The organism is Bacillus sp. HMSC036E02 (assembly GCF_001836235.1).
In the GTDB taxonomy this organism is placed as follows: domain Bacteria; phylum Bacillota; class Bacilli; order Bacillales; family Bacillaceae_G; genus Bacillus_A; species Bacillus_A cereus.
Genome location: NZ_KV827857.1, coordinates 70987 through 86595, shown reverse-complemented (window position 1 = coordinate 86595; position 15609 = coordinate 70987). Strand labels below are relative to the sequence as shown.

Here is a 15609-nt window from a genome sequence, read left to right as displayed (position 1 = left end):
ACGTGGTTTAGCAATTTTACAAAAAGAAGGCATTTTAAAAATTAAAGACGGAGTAGATCCAGTTAGTGCAACTCCAAAAGATATTGCAGATAACCCGAAAAACTTAAAGTTCAAAACGGATATTGAGCCAGGTTTGTTACCACAAGTGTATAACAATAAAGAAGGCGACGCTGTTTTAATTAACTCAAACTATGCAATTGATGCGAAATTAAATCCAGAAAAAGATGCAATTGCAATTGAAGGTGATGATTCACCATATGCAAACGTAGTAGTGGTTCGTAAAGGTGATAAAGATAAAAAGGCGATTAAAGAGCTAGTAGAAGTATTGCATTCAAAAGAAATTCAAGACTTTATTACTAAAGAATATAAAGGTGCTGTACTTCCGATAAGTGAATAAATATAAGGAAAGGACTGGTAATTTTCCAGTTCTTTTTTCTTTATATAAATAAGAAGAAAGGTGTATCATAGAAAGATGTAAATGAAATACTTATATACATTTGTGAAAAAATTGTTACTTTTTTTCGTCGTTTGCGATATCATTTTATTTGATATAAGATTAGAATGAGAATAAAATGAGAATATGAACGTTTTAGGAATTTTTAAAATGTATATATAGGATTAATGGAGGTATTGAGATGGCTGGTTCTACATTAACGGTTAAAGACTTACACGTATCAATTGATGGCAAAGAAATTTTAAAGGGTGTAAACCTTGAAGTAAAAGGTGGAGAAATCCACGCAATTATGGGACCTAACGGAACAGGTAAATCAACTTTATCTTCTGCAATTATGGGTCACCCAAAGTATGAAGTAACAGAAGGTAGCATCATCATCGACGGTGAAGATGTATTAGAAATGGAAGTAGATGAGCGCGCACAAGCGGGTCTATTCCTAGCAATGCAATATCCAAGTGAAATTAGCGGAGTAACAAACGCTGACTTCTTACGTTCTGCAATTAACGCACGTCGTGAAGAAGGCGATGAAATTTCTCTTATGAAATTTATCCGTACATTAGATAAAAACATGGAATTCCTAGAAATGGATCCAGAAATGGCACAACGTTATTTAAACGAAGGTTTCTCTGGTGGAGAGAAAAAACGTAACGAAATTCTTCAATTAATGATGATTGAGCCAAAAATCGCAATCTTAGATGAAATCGACTCAGGTCTTGATATCGATGCATTAAAAGTTGTATCTAAAGGTATTAACGAAATGCGCGGCGAAGAGTTCGGTTGCCTAATGATTACGCATTACCAACGTTTATTAAACTACATCACTCCAGACTTCGTTCACGTTATGATGAACGGTCGTATCGTTAAATCTGGTGGCCCTGAGCTTGCACAACGTCTAGAAGCTGAAGGTTACGACTGGATTAAAAAAGAATTAGGTATTGAAGACGAAACAACAGAGCAAGAAGCGTAAGAGAGGAGCATAAACATGACAATCGGTACATTACCTTTCGATCAAGAAACAATCCGTCAACGCGCAAGCGAAGTAAACGAAGCTGCTTGGTTGACTGAGTTCCGCTTACAAGCTCTTGCACAAGCAACTGAACTTCCAATGCCAACGCCTGATAAAACGAAAATTGACAAATGGGACTTTATCGGAAAAGGCGACGCTGCTAAGCAAGAGCCTGTAAGTTCTTTAACTGAACTTCCAGAAGCAGTGAAAAACTTAATCGATGAAAATAACAGCGTATTAGTGCAACGTACTGGTACAACTGCATTCGTTTCTTTAGCAGACGAAGCAAAAGAAAAAGGTGTTATTTTTACAGACATTGTAACAGCAGCAACTGAGCATGCTGAACTAGTACAAAAGTACTTAATGAAAGACGGCGTGAAAGTAGACGAGCATCGTCTAACTGCACTTCATGCTGCATTAATCAACGGTGGTGCATTCGTATATGTTCCGAAAAACGTTGTTCTTGAAACTCCACTTCAAGCTGTATTCTTAGTAGACGGCGAAGAAGCTAACGTATATAACCACGTACTATTCGTAGCTGATGCGAACAGTACTGCAACTTATGTAGAAAACTATGTTGCAAATGAAAATGCTAAAGGTATTGCAAATATCGTAGCAGAAGTAATCGTGGAACAAGGCGCACAAGTGAAATTCGGTGCGGTTGATCTATTAGCAAAAGACGTAACAACTTACGTTAACCGCCGCGGCGTTGTAGGACGCGACGGCCGTATTGATTGGGCTCTAGGCCTTATGAATGACGGAAACACAATTTCAGAGAACGTTACGAACTTAATGGGCGACGGTTCATATGCTGATACGAAAACAGTAACAATTGGCCGTGGTAACCAAACACAAAACTTTACAACTAAAGTTGTTCACTTCGGTAAACATTCTGAAGGTTGGATTTTAAAACACGGTGTACAAAAAGATAGTGCAACATCTATCTTTAACGGAATTGGTAAAATTGAACACGGTGCATCTAAATCAAATGCACAACAATCTTCTCGCGTTCTTATGTTAGATGAAAAAGCTCGCGGTGATGCAAACCCAATTCTTTTAATCGACGAAGATGATGTAATGGCAGGTCACGCAGCTTCAGTAGGTCGCGTAGATCCAGTCCAACTATACTACTTGATGAGCCGTGGTATTCCAAAACGCGAAGCAGAACGTTTAGTCATCCATGGATTCTTAGCACCTGTAGTTAATGAGCTTCCAATTGAAGGAGTAAAGGCACAGCTTGTTGAGGTAATTGAAAGGAAAGTTCGCTAATGAATATTCATGAAATACGCAAACAGTTTCCAATTCTTGATCAAAAAGTGAACGGCAAACAACTTGTTTATTTCGATAGTGCAGCAACTTCTCAAAAACCAATTCAAGTCATTGAAACGTTAGAACGTTACTATAAAGAATATAATTCTAACGTGCATCGCGGTGTTCATACGCTCGGTACGAAAGCTACCGACGCGTATGAAGGTGCACGTGAGAAAGTTCGCAAGTTTATCAATGCGAAATCAATGGAAGAGATTATTTTCACACGCGGAACGACAACTGCATTAAATACAGTAGCAGCTAGCTATGGTCTTGAAAATGTAAAAGAAGGCGATGAGATCGTTATTTCTTACATGGAGCACCATAGTAATATCATTCCGTGGCAACAAGTTGCGAAGAAAACTGGCGCAACTTTGAAATACCTTCCGCTTCAACCAGACGGTACAATTTCTTTAGAAGATGTTCGTCAAACTGTTACACCGAATACAAAAATCGTTTCTATTATGCAAGTATCAAACGTACTTGGAACGATTAACCCTGTAAAAGAAATCGGAGCAATCGCACACGAAAACGGCGCAATTATGGTCGTTGACGGTGCACAAAGTACACCTCACATGAAAGTGGATGTACAAGATTTAAACTGTGATTTCTATGCATTATCTGCTCATAAGATGTGCGGACCTACAGGTATCGGCGTATTATATGGTAAGAAAGAATTGCTAAACAATATGGAGCCAATTGAATTTGGTGGTGAAATGATTGATTTCGTAGATTTACAAGAATCTACTTGGAAAGAGCTTCCGTGGAAGTTTGAAGCAGGTACACCGATTATCGGTAATGCAATCGGACTTGGTGCGGCAATTGATTTCCTAGAAGAAATCGGTCTTCATAATATTGAAAAGCATGAGCATGAATTAGCGCAATACGCTTTAGAAAGACTATCAGAAGTAGATGGCGTTACAATTTATGGTCCAAAGCATCGCGCTGGTCTTGTTACATTTAATATTGAAGACGTACATCCTCACGATGTAGCGACTGTATTAGATGTAGAAGGCATTGCAGTTCGCGCAGGACATCACTGTGCACAACCGCTTATGAAGTGGCTAAAAGCTTCTTCAACAGCACGTGCGAGCTTCTATTTATATAATACAAAAGAAGAAATTGATACATTTGTTGACTCGCTAATCAAGACAAAGGAGTATTTCACAAATGTCATTTAATAATTTAGATACGTTATATCGTCAAGTTATTATGGATCATTATAAAAATCCTCGTAACCATGGCGTATTAGAAGATAGTGTTACCGTTAACTTGAACAATCCAACTTGCGGCGATCGTATTCAACTTACGATGAAAGTAGAAGAAGGTATTGTGCAAGAGGCGAAGTTTGAAGGCGAAGGATGTTCAATCTCAATGTCTTCAGCTTCAATGATGACACAAGCAGTAAAAGGTAAGAAAATTGAAGAAGCACTTCAGCTTTCGAAAATTTTCTCTGACATGATGCTAGGAAAAGAGTACGATGACAGCATCGATTTAGGAGATATTGAAGCATTACAAGGCGTATGCAAGTTCCCTGCACGTATTAAATGTGCAACATTAGCGTGGAAAGCGTTAGAAAAGGGCTTAAACGAAGATAAGTAATGTTAAAGGTTCCTAAAAACGAGGTTATCTAAGGAGGGACACACCAACATGGCGAAGCAACTGCCAGATATCGGCGATTATAAATATGGTTTCAAAGACAAAGACGTTTCGATTTTCCGTGCTGGACGCGGTTTAACAAAAGAAATCGTTGAAGAAATTTCACGTATGAAAGAAGAACCACAGTGGATGTTAGACTTCCGTTTAAAATCACTGGATAAGTTCTACGAAATGCCAATGCCACAATGGGGCGGCGACTTAAACGACTTAGATTTCGATGAAATTACGTACTACGTAAAACCATCTGAGAAATCTGAGAAGTCTTGGGATGAAGTACCTGATGAAATTAAAGCAACATTTGATAAATTAGGTATTCCAGAAGCTGAGCAAAAATATTTAGCTGGTGTATCTGCACAGTACGAATCTGAAGTTGTATACCACAACATGAAAGAAGACCTAGAAGCTCTAGGAATCGTCTTCAAAGATACAGATAGCGCATTAAAAGAGAACGAAGATATTTTCCGTGAACATTTCGGAAAAGTAATCCCACCAACAGACAACAAATTCTCTGCATTAAACTCTGCAGTTTGGTCTGGTGGATCATTCATCTACGTTCCAAAAGGTGTTAAAGTTGATACACCACTTCAAGCGTATTTCCGTATTAACTCTGAAAATATGGGACAATTCGAGCGTACGCTTATCATTGTAGACGAAGGCGCACACGTACACTACGTAGAAGGTTGTACAGCACCTGTTTACACTACTAACTCACTTCACAGTGCGGTAGTAGAAATCATCATTAAAAAAGATGCTTATTGCCGTTATACAACAATCCAAAACTGGGCGAACAACGTATACAACCTAGTTACAAAACGTGCGGTTTGTGAAGAAAACGCAACGATGGAATGGATTGACGGTAACATCGGATCTAAATTAACGATGAAATACCCAGCAGTTATCTTAAAAGGCGAAGGCGCTCGTGGTTTAACATTATCTATCGCGATTGCTGGTAAAGGCCAACACCAAGATGCTGGTGCGAAAATGATTCACTTAGCACCAAACACGTCTTCAACAATCGTTTCTAAATCGATTGCGAAGCATGGTGGTAAAGTAACTTACCGTGGTATCGTACACTTCGGACCAAAAGCGAAAAACTCTCGCTCTAACATCGAGTGTGACACGTTAATCATGGATAACCAATCTACATCTGATACAATTCCTTACAACGAAATCAAAAACGATTACGTTTCACTTGAGCACGAAGCGAAAGTATCTAAAGTATCAGAAGAACAATTATTCTACCTAATGAGCCGTGGTATTTCTGAGCAAGAAGCTACAGAAATGATCGTAATGGGCTTCATTGAACCATTCACTCGCGAACTTCCAATGGAATACGCAGTTGAAATGAACCGCCTAATCAAGTTTGAGATGGAAGGTTCTATTGGTTAAATAGAAATGCGGAGCCGACTGTTCAGACCCGTTGGCTAAGGTTCTTTCGCACAGAAGATGCTTTTTATCTTCTCGTGCGGAAGGTTCTTAGACATGAGGGGCTAGGAGGCAAAGCTGGATAATATATGCATGAAGAAAGCGCCCTGCACAGCAGGGCGCTTTTTTGTTTTGCGGATTTGTCTTGGCTTGGGAGAGGATACCCGGGTGGGTGTTCAGTTAAATATATCAGCGATTTTTCAAATATATCGACCATAACTCGGAATATATCAGCGATTATTTCAATATATCGACGATTCGACAAGGGATATCGACTTATCAACAAATTACGACATAGCAAGAGGAACGAATACCCCGCACCCTTCAAACAGGAAAGGAGCATTTATACATAAAGAGGGCGACTGGAAGTAATTTAGATTAAAATAATGACAAATGCAGCAAAGAACTTATGGGAAAATCCCCACGGCTAACTTTCTGACAAATCCCCGCTCTACCAACTAATCTCCACACTGGCAAAAATAAAGTTTCTCGTATAAAAAGGACAATCTTTTGCTTTTTCTCACAATGCGAGTACAATGTAAAATAGCAAGAAAAGACGAAAAGTATTTACAGGATTATTGTGTGCGCATAGCGTAAATGGCAGTAAGGAACTGAGAGGAGGTTTTTTCTCTGAATACAAATAAAGAAACAATCATCCACCTTTATCATACAAACGATATACATAGTCATTTTGAAAATTGGCCGCAAATTTCTCGGTTTGTTCTAGGGGAGAAAAAGCGAAGACAGGAAGCGGGAGAGACTGTTTTGACGGTTGATATCGGCGATCATGTGGATCGTTTTCATAGTATTTCGGAAGCGACGAATGGACTTGGGAATACGAGGCTTTTAAATGAGGCGTTATATGATTATGTAACGATCGGAAATAATGAAGGAATTACGTTAGCGAAGGAGCATTTGAATCGGCTCTATGATGATGCTGGATTTGAAATACTTGTCGCAAATTTATTTGAAAAAGAAGGGGTACGTCCGTCATGGGCAAGGCCTTATAAATTGCATACAACGACGGATGGGATTACCATTGCTTTTATCGGATTAACGGTAGCTTATCCAGAGTTTTATCAGATGCTCGATTGGCATATTGGAGATCCCATTATTCATTTAGAGTCTATTTTAGAAGAAGTGAAAGATGAGGCTCATATTACGGTTGTCCTTTCTCACCTTGGAAAAAGTATGGATGAGTATATGGCAGAGCATTATGATATAGATGTTATTTTAGGAGCACATACGCATCATTTATTTGAGCGTGGTATTCTACTGAATAATACTTTACTTTGTTGTTGTGAAAAGTGGGGACGTTACGTTGGTCACGTGCAGCTTACTGTGGATATAGAGACGAAGAAATTGCTGAAAAAAGACGGTAGAGCGATTAAGACGGAACGGTTAGGTGCTTATAGCGAGCCGTTATCCACAATTGAAATACTGCAGGAAGAAAGTGAGCATATAATGGCAGAGTCTGTCGTTCATTTAAAAGAGTCATTACCGGTTGATTGGTTTCAGGAGACGCCGTTTTCTCACATGTTAGCAAGTGCGCTGAAAACATGGTGCAATGCAGAGATTGGCATGGTGAACGCTGGTGTACTTCTTGAAGGGTTAGAAGAGGGTGTTGTAACGCGCGGAGATATTCACAGAATTTGTCCACATCCAATTAATCCGTGTGCTTTGAAAGTTCCAGGAAAGATATTAAGAGAAGTTATTTTGAAAGCACGTAAGCCGAATATGGAGAATCTTGAGGTGAAAGGATTCGGATTTCGGGGAAAAGTGATGGGGAAAATGATTTACGCTGGTGTAGAAGTCATTCCAGATACGATTCCTGGGAATAAAATTTTACTCGAAGATGTATTAATTAACGGGGAATCGCTGGAATTAGATCGTATATATACAGTAGGAACGATTGATATGTTTACATTTGGCTACTTATACCCAGAGCTATCCACACTTTCTGACAAACAATATTATATGCCAGAACTACTTAGAGATGTGTTAACAGATATGTTAATAACTTATACATCTTCCGTTAAACTATAGGCTAGTTAACTTGTAACACTCATTTTTCTCTTGTCATACAGATAAGAAAGAGAGGAGTGTGAACTATGGTTAATGTGGAGCCAATTATAATTGATAATTATACGTTTATTGCAGTTAGCGTGAAACTTCCAAAGACGAATTTGCTAGCTGTAATGAGCGATAAAGGATATATTATGTGTGGTGCATTAGATGTAGGTCTTTTAAATGAGAAGTTAGGTGATCGCGGAATTATTGCTGGCCGTGCGGTTGGTGTAAGAACGATTGAACAACTTCTTGAAGCGCCACTAGAATCGGTAACGACTGGAGCTGAAGCATTAGGCATTCCAGCAGGTACGATTGGAAAAGAAGCATTATTAAAAATGAGATAAGCATATATCGTCCCTCCTTCTTGCATAGAAATGATATAAGAAGGAGGTTTTTTTATGAGTATATTTCGCTCGAAAAACTCGCGGTTTCGAAGGGGACCTATTGCCTTTCGGTATATACTGCTTATGTCGTTTATTCTTTTTGTTATATTACTTACGCAAGGGTTGTGGATTGTGAATAATAATATTCAGCCGACCTTAATTAAATATGGGGAAGTAGAGACACATAAAATGGCGACGGCAATTATGACGAAGGCAGTAAAGGATCGAATTAATGAAGGATTCGATGTAGATTCATTAATGAAAGTACAGAATGATAAAAACGGAAAAGTATCCACAATTAATTTAAATACAAAGCAAGTAAATGAAATCGTAACATCAACGACCACGTACATAGAAAAATATTTGCAGCAAGTAGAACAAGGGAAGTTGAAGGAGCTAGGTATTTCTGAAAAAAACGGGGCGACTATGGCAGTTCCTTTTGGGCGTGTAACTGATAATGCACTTCTTGGTAATATAGGACCAGATATTCCGATTCATTTCACGCCAGTTGGACATGTGAATACAGATATTAAACAAAAAATTGAGCCGCATGGGATTAATACTACAGCGATTCAAATTGTTATGGAAATGGAAGTAACATTGCAAGTGATTATTCCATTTCATACGAAAGAGATAAAGGTGAAACAAAATGTTCCGATTGCGACGCGTATCGTTCAAGGGGAAGTGCCTACGTATTATGGAAGCGGAAGTGTTGCTGTACCTGATAAAAAGAAAACAGATAGTTAGTCGCATATAAAGTGAAACTCGGTTCAGTCAGGCTTTTACTGGATAAAAAATAACCGTAGCAATGCAGCTACGGTTATCGTTTTGTATTTGCTCGTTCTTTGCGCTCCCAAAGGCTTAAATGCATGTATGGATCGAAGGCCCATTCTGTATAGCCATTGTCTTTATACATGCCAAAATGTAAGTGGGGCGGAAATTTTCCAGCTGTACCAGGAGGTCCATAACCAGTGCTACCAACAAATCCCAGTACTTTTCCTGGCTCAACAATTTGTCCAAGCTGTATTTCTTTTGAAAACCCGCCTAAATGAGCGTAATAATGGTAATTGTTATGAAGGTCGCGAATACCGATGCGCCATCCACCAAGGCGGTTCCAACCTTTCGTTTCAATAATGCCATAGCAAGTCGATCTTACTGGCACGCCATATCCGGCAAAAATATCGGTTCCTTCATGAATCCTTCTGCCGCCAAAACTTCTTCCAGCACCGAAAGTACTACGGTAGCTATGGTCACTACGGATCGGAAGAGGAAAAGCATTTCCTTCTAAATTAATACGTCCATAATGTTTATAAATTTGGGCGTATTCGCTAATTAAATCAACTGTTTTGGCACGTCTATAATATTCCCAGAGCATAATTTTAATACGGTCTTCTGATGTTCCTTGTTTCCTTAAAATAGTCGCTGCGGTATGCAGAAGATCACGGTCGCTATTTGCATTTGCAAATCCATCTTTGTCACCATCTAAACCTATTCCGCCAAATAGAGAAATTGTATGGGGAAGAGTATCGTTACTATTAATAGGTCCAGCCCATATTTCTGGTTTGAAATAAAGGGAAATGATGGCATCTGGTTTTTTCGGAATATCTTTTCTTACGCTCCGTATATTTCTTTCATATTGATCCATTGCAGCTAAGTAATACCATGGAATGCCTGAAGACTGCTCGGTTTCTTTATATAGTGCCATGCGCTTTTCGTATATGCTTTGCTGATTATCTTCACCGTAAGCGATGTTTTGGTGGAGAAGAAAACAAATAGAAAGCAAAAGAGAAATTTTTCGAAGCATGAAATAGACTCCTTTCACAACATCACTCTTTTTAGTGTGGGATATACGGAGTATTTCATTATAGGGAACGATTGGAAAAAATCTTAGAATCTTCATTTGAGCAAATCGCTTTCATACGTTAGAATAGATATGTTACATTGAAAGAAGCGAACACGGTAAACTATTTCATATTGTGCGGAGTTGATAACCATGACAAAACAAACAGAATATAAGCGCAAGCCCGAATGGTTGAAAATTAAGTTAAACACGAATGAAAACTATACAGGCTTAAAGAAAATGATGCGTTCTAAAAATCTTCATACCGTTTGTGAGGAAGCAAAATGTCCGAATATTCATGAATGCTGGGCTGTAAGAAAAACAGCAACATTTATGATTTTAGGTGCGGTTTGTACACGTGCTTGTCGTTTTTGTGCGGTTAAAACAGGCTTACCAACTGAGCTTGATTTACAAGAACCAGAACGCGTGGCAGATTCAGTAGTACAAATGGGCTTAAAGCACGTTGTTATAACAGCGGTTGCACGTGATGATTTAAAAGACGGCGGAGCAGCTGTTTTTGCTGAAACAGTACGCGCTGTACGTCGTAAAAATCCATTTACGTCAATCGAAGTATTACCATCTGATATGGGTGGAGTAGAAGAAAACTTAAAAATGTTAATGGATGCAAAACCAGATATTTTAAACCATAACATTGAAACAGTACGTCGATTATCTGACCGAGTTCGCGCTAGAGCAAAATATGAACGTTCATTAGAGTTTTTACGTCGAGCGAAAGAAATGCAGCCTGATATTCCAACTAAATCGAGCATTATGGTGGGCTTAGGTGAAACGAGAGAAGATTTAATTGAAGCAATGGATGACTTACGTGCAAACAATGTGGATATTTTAACTCTTGGGCAATACCTACAACCATCTAAGAAGCACTTACCAGTTCTTAAATATTACCCACCAGCAGAATTTGCAGAGCTTAAAGAAATTGCACTTAGCAAAGGATTTAGCCACTGTGAAGCTGGCCCACTTGTGCGTTCTTCTTACCATGCGGATGAGCAAGTACGTTCTGCAAAAGAAAAAACAGCAGAAGCTAAATAATGAAAAAAGAGAGCTAACGATTAGCTCTCTTTTTGTTTATACTCTAAAACGGTATTTGGACATGTTAATAAAATCTTTTTTAATTCTTCTGTGGATAATTCAATTGTAAATTCAGGTACACCAGGTGTAATTAAAATTTTATCGTACGTATAAATAGCGTTATCCACAATAATTGTTACATCGTGTGAATATCCGAAAGGAGCCACACATCCCGGCGTACAACCAGTTTTGTCTCGCAGTTCATCAGGAGAACAGAGAGATAAGCGTTCTCCTGTTAGTTCTTTCATCTCTCCCCGGTTGAGCCTTGTGCCCTCTAACGTAAAAAATACGTAATAATCTCCAGACTTTGATTTTAAAAATAAGCTTTTACTTGGAGTGCCTTGTAAGCCGAGTCTCTCACGTACAATCCTATCTGTCTCATAATCGAGTACTGGTTCGTGTTCAAATTTTTCATAAGAAACATTTGTTTTATGTAGTAGAGCAAGTACATCTTCGTACATATGGAGTGATACCCCTTTCTATTATTAGTACAGTTTCTTCTCGTGGCGTCAACTGAATGTTTTGGAAAGGGATATTACTTAGATGATGCTTCCCATAAGCGTTTTATGATACATTGTTCGTCGATTGTAATTTCGTAAATATCAGGATTCGTTAAAGTTCTCCATTCATTAAAGCCAATCGTATGATCAAAATGCTTTAAAATGAGCGTAAGTAAATTGCCATGTGTAACAAGTAGTGTTGTTGTATGGTTTAATTGTAAAACGTCTTGAATAAGCGATATGGCACGGTCTGTTGCTTGTTTTGTTGACTCTCCGCCTGAAAAGGCAATATCTATATTTGTAAAAGTAGATTCTAGTTTTTGCATCCAATCATCCATTGGAACGTTGCTCAATATGCGTTCAGTTAATCGTTCATCTTCTTGGATAGATAAGTTAGCTTGGAGCGCATAGGGCCGAATGGAATCGATAGCTCGGACAAATGGGCTTGAAATAATATGATCGATTTGTAGATGATTTTCTAAGAGGAATGTAGCAAGGGTATTTGCTTGGTCTTTTCCATCGGTCGTTAATTCAGCATCACGTTTTTGCCCAGTTGCTGAACAATGTCGTATTACAATAATTTTCTTCATAATTCATCCCCATCTTTCAAGTTGACGCTATATACTTCGACAAATGTGGAAATAATTCCTTTTTCTTGTAAAACGGCATATGGATTTAAATATGTGGAAAAGTAATGTGGATAATGAACATTTGAGGTGCAATCATGAATAAAATGATATGTATTGTAGTTAGTCTTTGTTTTTTTATACACTTGTCCACAACTTATGCAGAGTCGAATCAAAAAGTAAATTATCCAAGCAATCGAAATAAGTCATTTGTGAGTGAGGATATTTTTTATAAACAGTTAGATAAGAAAATCTATAAAGAATACAATAATGCAGCATATAGTGTTCGAAAAAAAATCTTATTTAAAGAAGTGCCCGATGAAGAATTTTCTTTCCTACAAAAAACAGCCGTGGGTTGTCGGAGTAGTGTGATGCTTCAAGATTTTTTTGTTCATCCTGATCGCCAAGTTTATTTTTTTGCTTCCTTTTCTCAAAATGAAGTAGAAGAGTTTCATAAATATATCGTTATAGATGCAGAAACAAAGAGGGAGCTGCAAGAAGGAAAAAGCTATCAACATTGCGACAATCCATAAAAAATAAACCACCAATCGGTGGTTTATTTTTTACTCCGGTACACTCATTAATTTCTCTTTCATTTTGCGAATAAGAACGACAGCGCCAATTGTACAAAGAAGTGTAATTCCTTCTGCAACGAAGATATTGATTGTTTTTGTTTGGTAAAGTGCCGCGAAAAAGTCTACAAATGCGTGGAATAGTATAGCGTATACTAGGAAGATATATTTCTTCTGTTTTACTGCGTATAAAACAAGCATTGTAAAGGCAATTTGAAGCACGAGTGCCATAATTCTTTCTAAGCTACCAAGGAAGTATAAGTAGGCAGGTTGCTGAATTAACATGTCCTGTAAAATGCTCAGCTCGGGTTTTTGTTCAATCAGTCGAGCGAAGCTACCATCGTTAATAGAATTAGCAAAGATTAATGCTTGTAATGCAGAAAAACCGCCAATTAAAATAGATTCAATTCCGCCGTGACCAATTCCATAAGCGAAGCCATCTTTATATTCTAGATATTTTTTTAGTAAGAAGAAGAAGGCAACGAAGCGTCCTAATTCTTCAAAAATACCAGCAGTCAATCCGCCATAAATTGCGAAGACAAACGGATTTTCTAAAAATGGAGCGATTGTTGGATTACCGCGCATAAATAGGTGGAATGGTGTTTCAAGAATTTGGGTAAATCCGATAAAGATAAGAACACCAATGCCGACTACTTTCCAATTCATATTATATTTTTTACGGAAATAAACGAGTACAATAATTGGGACCAGAATCGAGACAATGAGTTGAAAGATGATGCTGGCAATTACAGTATTTGAAACCATACTTTCACCGCTTTCTAATATATGTACATAACTATTATGCATCAAATATAGGAGAGATGAAACTTTTTAAGATAAAATGAATTTACTTATTGACTCTAACGTTGCGTCATACTTTATCGTATGTACTAAGGGGGAGATACAAATGACAATGAGAGTAAAAGAAGTAGCTGATTTAGTTGGAATTAGTGTGCGCACACTGCATCATTACGATGAAATTGGGTTGTTAACCCCAGACGAGACGACAGAGTCTGGATATCGTCTGTATTCCAATGAAAATTTAGAGACATTGCAGCAAATTTTGTTTTTTAAAGAGCTTGGCTTCCCTTTGAAAAAAATTAAAGAGATTATCATGAGTCCATCATTTGATCGCGAAGAGGCACTAGAGCTTCATAAGAAAATGCTTCTTGAAAAGCGTGCCAGATTAGATAAGGTGATTGCGACGATTGATAAAACAATTCAGCATACAAAAGGAGAGATTGAAATGACGAACAAAGAGAAATTTGAAGGATTCGATTTCAGCCATAACCCATATGAAGAAGAAGCACGTGAAAAATGGGGAGACGCAGCTGTAGATAAAGCAAATGAATATGCAAAAGGTATGTCAAAAGAGAACCAAGAGGAGTTTAATGCTATTTATAGAAAGTTAGCAGCGCTTAGACACGGAGCACCAGATTCTAAAGAGGCACAAGAAGCAATTGGAGTGTGGTACGATTACTTGCAAAACTTCGGTGCATATTCATTAGATGCTTTTAAAGGACTCGGTCAAATGTACGTCGCTGATGAGCGCTTCACGAAAAATATCGATAAGTTTGGTGAGGGGTTAGCGCAATTTATGTGTGATGCGATGGAGGTTTATGCGGATCGTAATAAAAATTAAAAAGTAAAACAGGTGGAGATTTTCTCCACCTGTTTTACTTTTTAATCATATCATTCAAAGTCTGATCTCCCGTATTGTTCAAATGAGGATTTTTACTCATTTCACGTTTTAGCATATCGAGGCTTTGCGTATATTCTGTATCATTTAATGCACCAGATTGAAGACCTTGAATTTGGGAAATCAACTTTTGGTCTGTTGATACATATCCTTTATAATAGCGAGGGACGATGGACAAAGCAGCTCTATATACTTGATCTGCTACGAGTTTTGGATCCGTTGTGTTTGCACGGTATACAACAAATACTTCATCATCGGTAACGAGCGTAGCGGCGTTTGTAACGTCAGGAAGTTTGACTGTCATACTTGTAATCATTTCAGCAACTTTCTCACGGTTAATGGCTCCTACTTGTTTGTTAGATACTTCATGCTTTTGTTTAGATGAATAGCCGACCCTTGTGAGCCGTGTATTTGTATTTTCCGTATGATACATGTCGTTTTTATTGGAAACAAGAACACGGCTTCCTTCTTCACGTTCCATTTCAGCTTTGTTCGCTGATTGGCAGCCTGCAAATAAGGAAATAGTGAGAAGGGAAAGTAAAATTTGTTTTTTCACGATGTATCACCTCCTTCTCCATAGCATGTACTAATTTGCAATTTTTTGTATTTGAAATTGTTGGTTGTTATGCTTTGTGATACGATAAAAAGAAGAATGCTTAGAGAGGAAGTTAATGATGGAGCAAAAGCAAGAGATTCATGCTACGGTGAGCATTAATAATGTGCAGTACGAAGTAATTAAAAACTTTCGTGACGGTTTTAGTGAAGAAGCATTTAAAGAGCGCTATGCAGAAATTTTAAATAAATATGATTATATCGTTGGAGACTGGGGATATGAGCAACTTAGACTGCGCGGATTCTTTGATGATAGTAACCAGCGTGCGACATATGATACGAAAATTAGTACGTTAACGGAGTATTTATACGAGTACTGTAACTTCGGTTGCGCACACTTCGTATTACGAAAAATGAAGAAATAAA

At 38.0% G+C, this 15609-nt stretch carries 18 protein-coding genes; 13 read left to right on the top strand and 5 right to left on the bottom strand.

All coding sequences use genetic code 11. The features are described 5' to 3' along the window. The 9 genes from HMPREF2590_RS21590 to yunB all read left to right on the top strand — a co-directional run. The coding region (locus HMPREF2590_RS21590) for a MetQ/NlpA family ABC transporter substrate-binding protein (protein WP_256325171.1) at positions 1–397 on the top strand (397 nt) is incomplete at its 5' end. Positions 398–635: 238 nt separating this feature from the next. Then, positions 636–1421 carry a Fe-S cluster assembly ATPase SufC gene (gene sufC, locus HMPREF2590_RS21585; protein ID WP_000929160.1) on the top strand — a complete coding sequence of 262 codons (786 nt, stop codon included), beginning with the start codon at positions 636–638 and terminating at the stop codon, positions 1419–1421. A gap of 15 nt (positions 1422–1436) precedes the next feature. Next, positions 1437–2729: a Fe-S cluster assembly protein SufD gene (sufD, locus tag HMPREF2590_RS21580; RefSeq protein ID WP_000152167.1), complete on the top strand. Its 1293-nt coding sequence runs from the start codon at positions 1437–1439 to the stop codon at positions 2727–2729. Beyond that, positions 2729–3949, top strand: a complete 1221-nt coding sequence (sufS, locus tag HMPREF2590_RS21575) for a cysteine desulfurase SufS (protein ID WP_001020768.1) — start codon at positions 2729–2731, stop codon at positions 3947–3949. The genes sufD and sufS overlap by 1 nt, the downstream gene beginning before the upstream one ends. After that, positions 3939–4370 (top strand): Fe-S cluster assembly sulfur transfer protein SufU, encoded by a 432-nt coding sequence (gene sufU / locus HMPREF2590_RS21570; RefSeq protein WP_000009523.1) that lies wholly within the window; start codon positions 3939–3941, stop codon positions 4368–4370. Before sufS ends, sufU begins: the two co-directional genes overlap by 11 nt. Before the next feature lie 48 nt (positions 4371–4418). After that, positions 4419–5816 carry a Fe-S cluster assembly protein SufB gene (sufB, locus tag HMPREF2590_RS21565; protein WP_001118827.1) on the top strand — a complete coding sequence of 466 codons (1398 nt, stop codon included), beginning with the start codon at positions 4419–4421 and terminating at the stop codon, positions 5814–5816. Positions 5817–6482: 666 nt separating this feature from the next. Beyond that, complete coding sequence (locus HMPREF2590_RS21560; RefSeq protein ID WP_153601884.1) at positions 6483–7898, top strand: 5'-nucleotidase C-terminal domain-containing protein; 1416 nt, start codon at positions 6483–6485, stop codon at positions 7896–7898. Between the two features lie 65 nt (positions 7899–7963). Beyond that, positions 7964–8266 (top strand): YunC family protein, encoded by a 303-nt coding sequence (locus tag HMPREF2590_RS21555; RefSeq protein ID WP_000248466.1) that lies wholly within the window; start codon positions 7964–7966, stop codon positions 8264–8266. A gap of 54 nt (positions 8267–8320) precedes the next feature. After that, entirely contained in the window at positions 8321–9052 is a 732-nt protein-coding gene (yunB, locus tag HMPREF2590_RS21550; protein ID WP_000021805.1) for a sporulation protein YunB, read from the top strand. Positions 9053–9125: 73 nt separating this feature from the next. On the opposite strand, the gene HMPREF2590_RS21545 is transcribed toward yunB, so the two are convergent. Further along, positions 9126–10109, bottom strand: a complete 984-nt coding sequence (locus tag HMPREF2590_RS21545; RefSeq protein ID WP_044584957.1) for a M23 family metallopeptidase — start codon at positions 10107–10109, stop codon at positions 9126–9128. A gap of 189 nt (positions 10110–10298) precedes the next feature. Here HMPREF2590_RS21545 and lipA point away from each other — a divergent pair, with 189 nt between their 5' ends. Continuing rightward, a complete protein-coding gene (lipA, locus tag HMPREF2590_RS21540) occupies positions 10299–11195 on the top strand; it encodes a lipoyl synthase (RefSeq protein ID WP_000166372.1) in 897 nt (298 codons plus the stop codon). A gap of 20 nt (positions 11196–11215) precedes the next feature. Here lipA and HMPREF2590_RS21535 read toward each other — a convergent pair whose 3' ends face one another. Together HMPREF2590_RS21535 and HMPREF2590_RS21530 are read right to left on the bottom strand one after the other, a co-directional pair. Next, on the bottom strand, positions 11216–11695 hold the full coding sequence (locus HMPREF2590_RS21535; protein WP_000272747.1) for a YbaK/EbsC family protein: 480 nt from the start codon (positions 11693–11695) through the stop codon (positions 11216–11218). Between the two features lie 74 nt (positions 11696–11769). After that, positions 11770–12324, bottom strand: a complete 555-nt coding sequence (locus tag HMPREF2590_RS21530) for a histidine phosphatase family protein (RefSeq protein WP_000721049.1) — start codon at positions 12322–12324, stop codon at positions 11770–11772. Positions 12325–12458: 134 nt separating this feature from the next. Between HMPREF2590_RS21530 and HMPREF2590_RS21525 the strand changes: the two genes are divergently transcribed. Further along, complete coding sequence (locus HMPREF2590_RS21525; RefSeq protein WP_001038439.1) at positions 12459–12893, top strand: hypothetical protein; 435 nt, start codon at positions 12459–12461, stop codon at positions 12891–12893. A 30-nt stretch (positions 12894–12923) separates the two neighbouring features. On the opposite strand, the gene HMPREF2590_RS21520 is transcribed toward HMPREF2590_RS21525, so the two are convergent. Further along, the gene (locus HMPREF2590_RS21520) at positions 12924–13739 is read right to left on the bottom strand and encodes a YhfC family intramembrane metalloprotease (RefSeq protein WP_002097971.1); all 816 of its coding nucleotides are present in this window, start codon (positions 13737–13739) and stop codon (positions 12924–12926) included. A gap of 100 nt (positions 13740–13839) precedes the next feature. Between HMPREF2590_RS21520 and HMPREF2590_RS21515 the strand changes: the two genes are divergently transcribed. Continuing rightward, positions 13840–14574 (top strand): MerR family transcriptional regulator, encoded by a 735-nt coding sequence (locus HMPREF2590_RS21515; RefSeq protein ID WP_000178767.1) that lies wholly within the window; start codon positions 13840–13842, stop codon positions 14572–14574. Between the two features lie 34 nt (positions 14575–14608). On the opposite strand, the gene HMPREF2590_RS21510 is transcribed toward HMPREF2590_RS21515, so the two are convergent. Continuing rightward, positions 14609–15187 (bottom strand): YhcN/YlaJ family sporulation lipoprotein, encoded by a 579-nt coding sequence (locus HMPREF2590_RS21510; RefSeq protein ID WP_000744129.1) that lies wholly within the window; start codon positions 15185–15187, stop codon positions 14609–14611. Between the two features lie 118 nt (positions 15188–15305). On the opposite strand from HMPREF2590_RS21510, the gene HMPREF2590_RS21505 reads away from it, so the two are divergent. Continuing rightward, positions 15306–15608, top strand: coding sequence for a YutD family protein (locus HMPREF2590_RS21505; RefSeq protein WP_000435942.1), 303 nt, complete (start codon positions 15306–15308; stop codon positions 15606–15608). Position 15609: the final 1 nt, after the last annotated feature.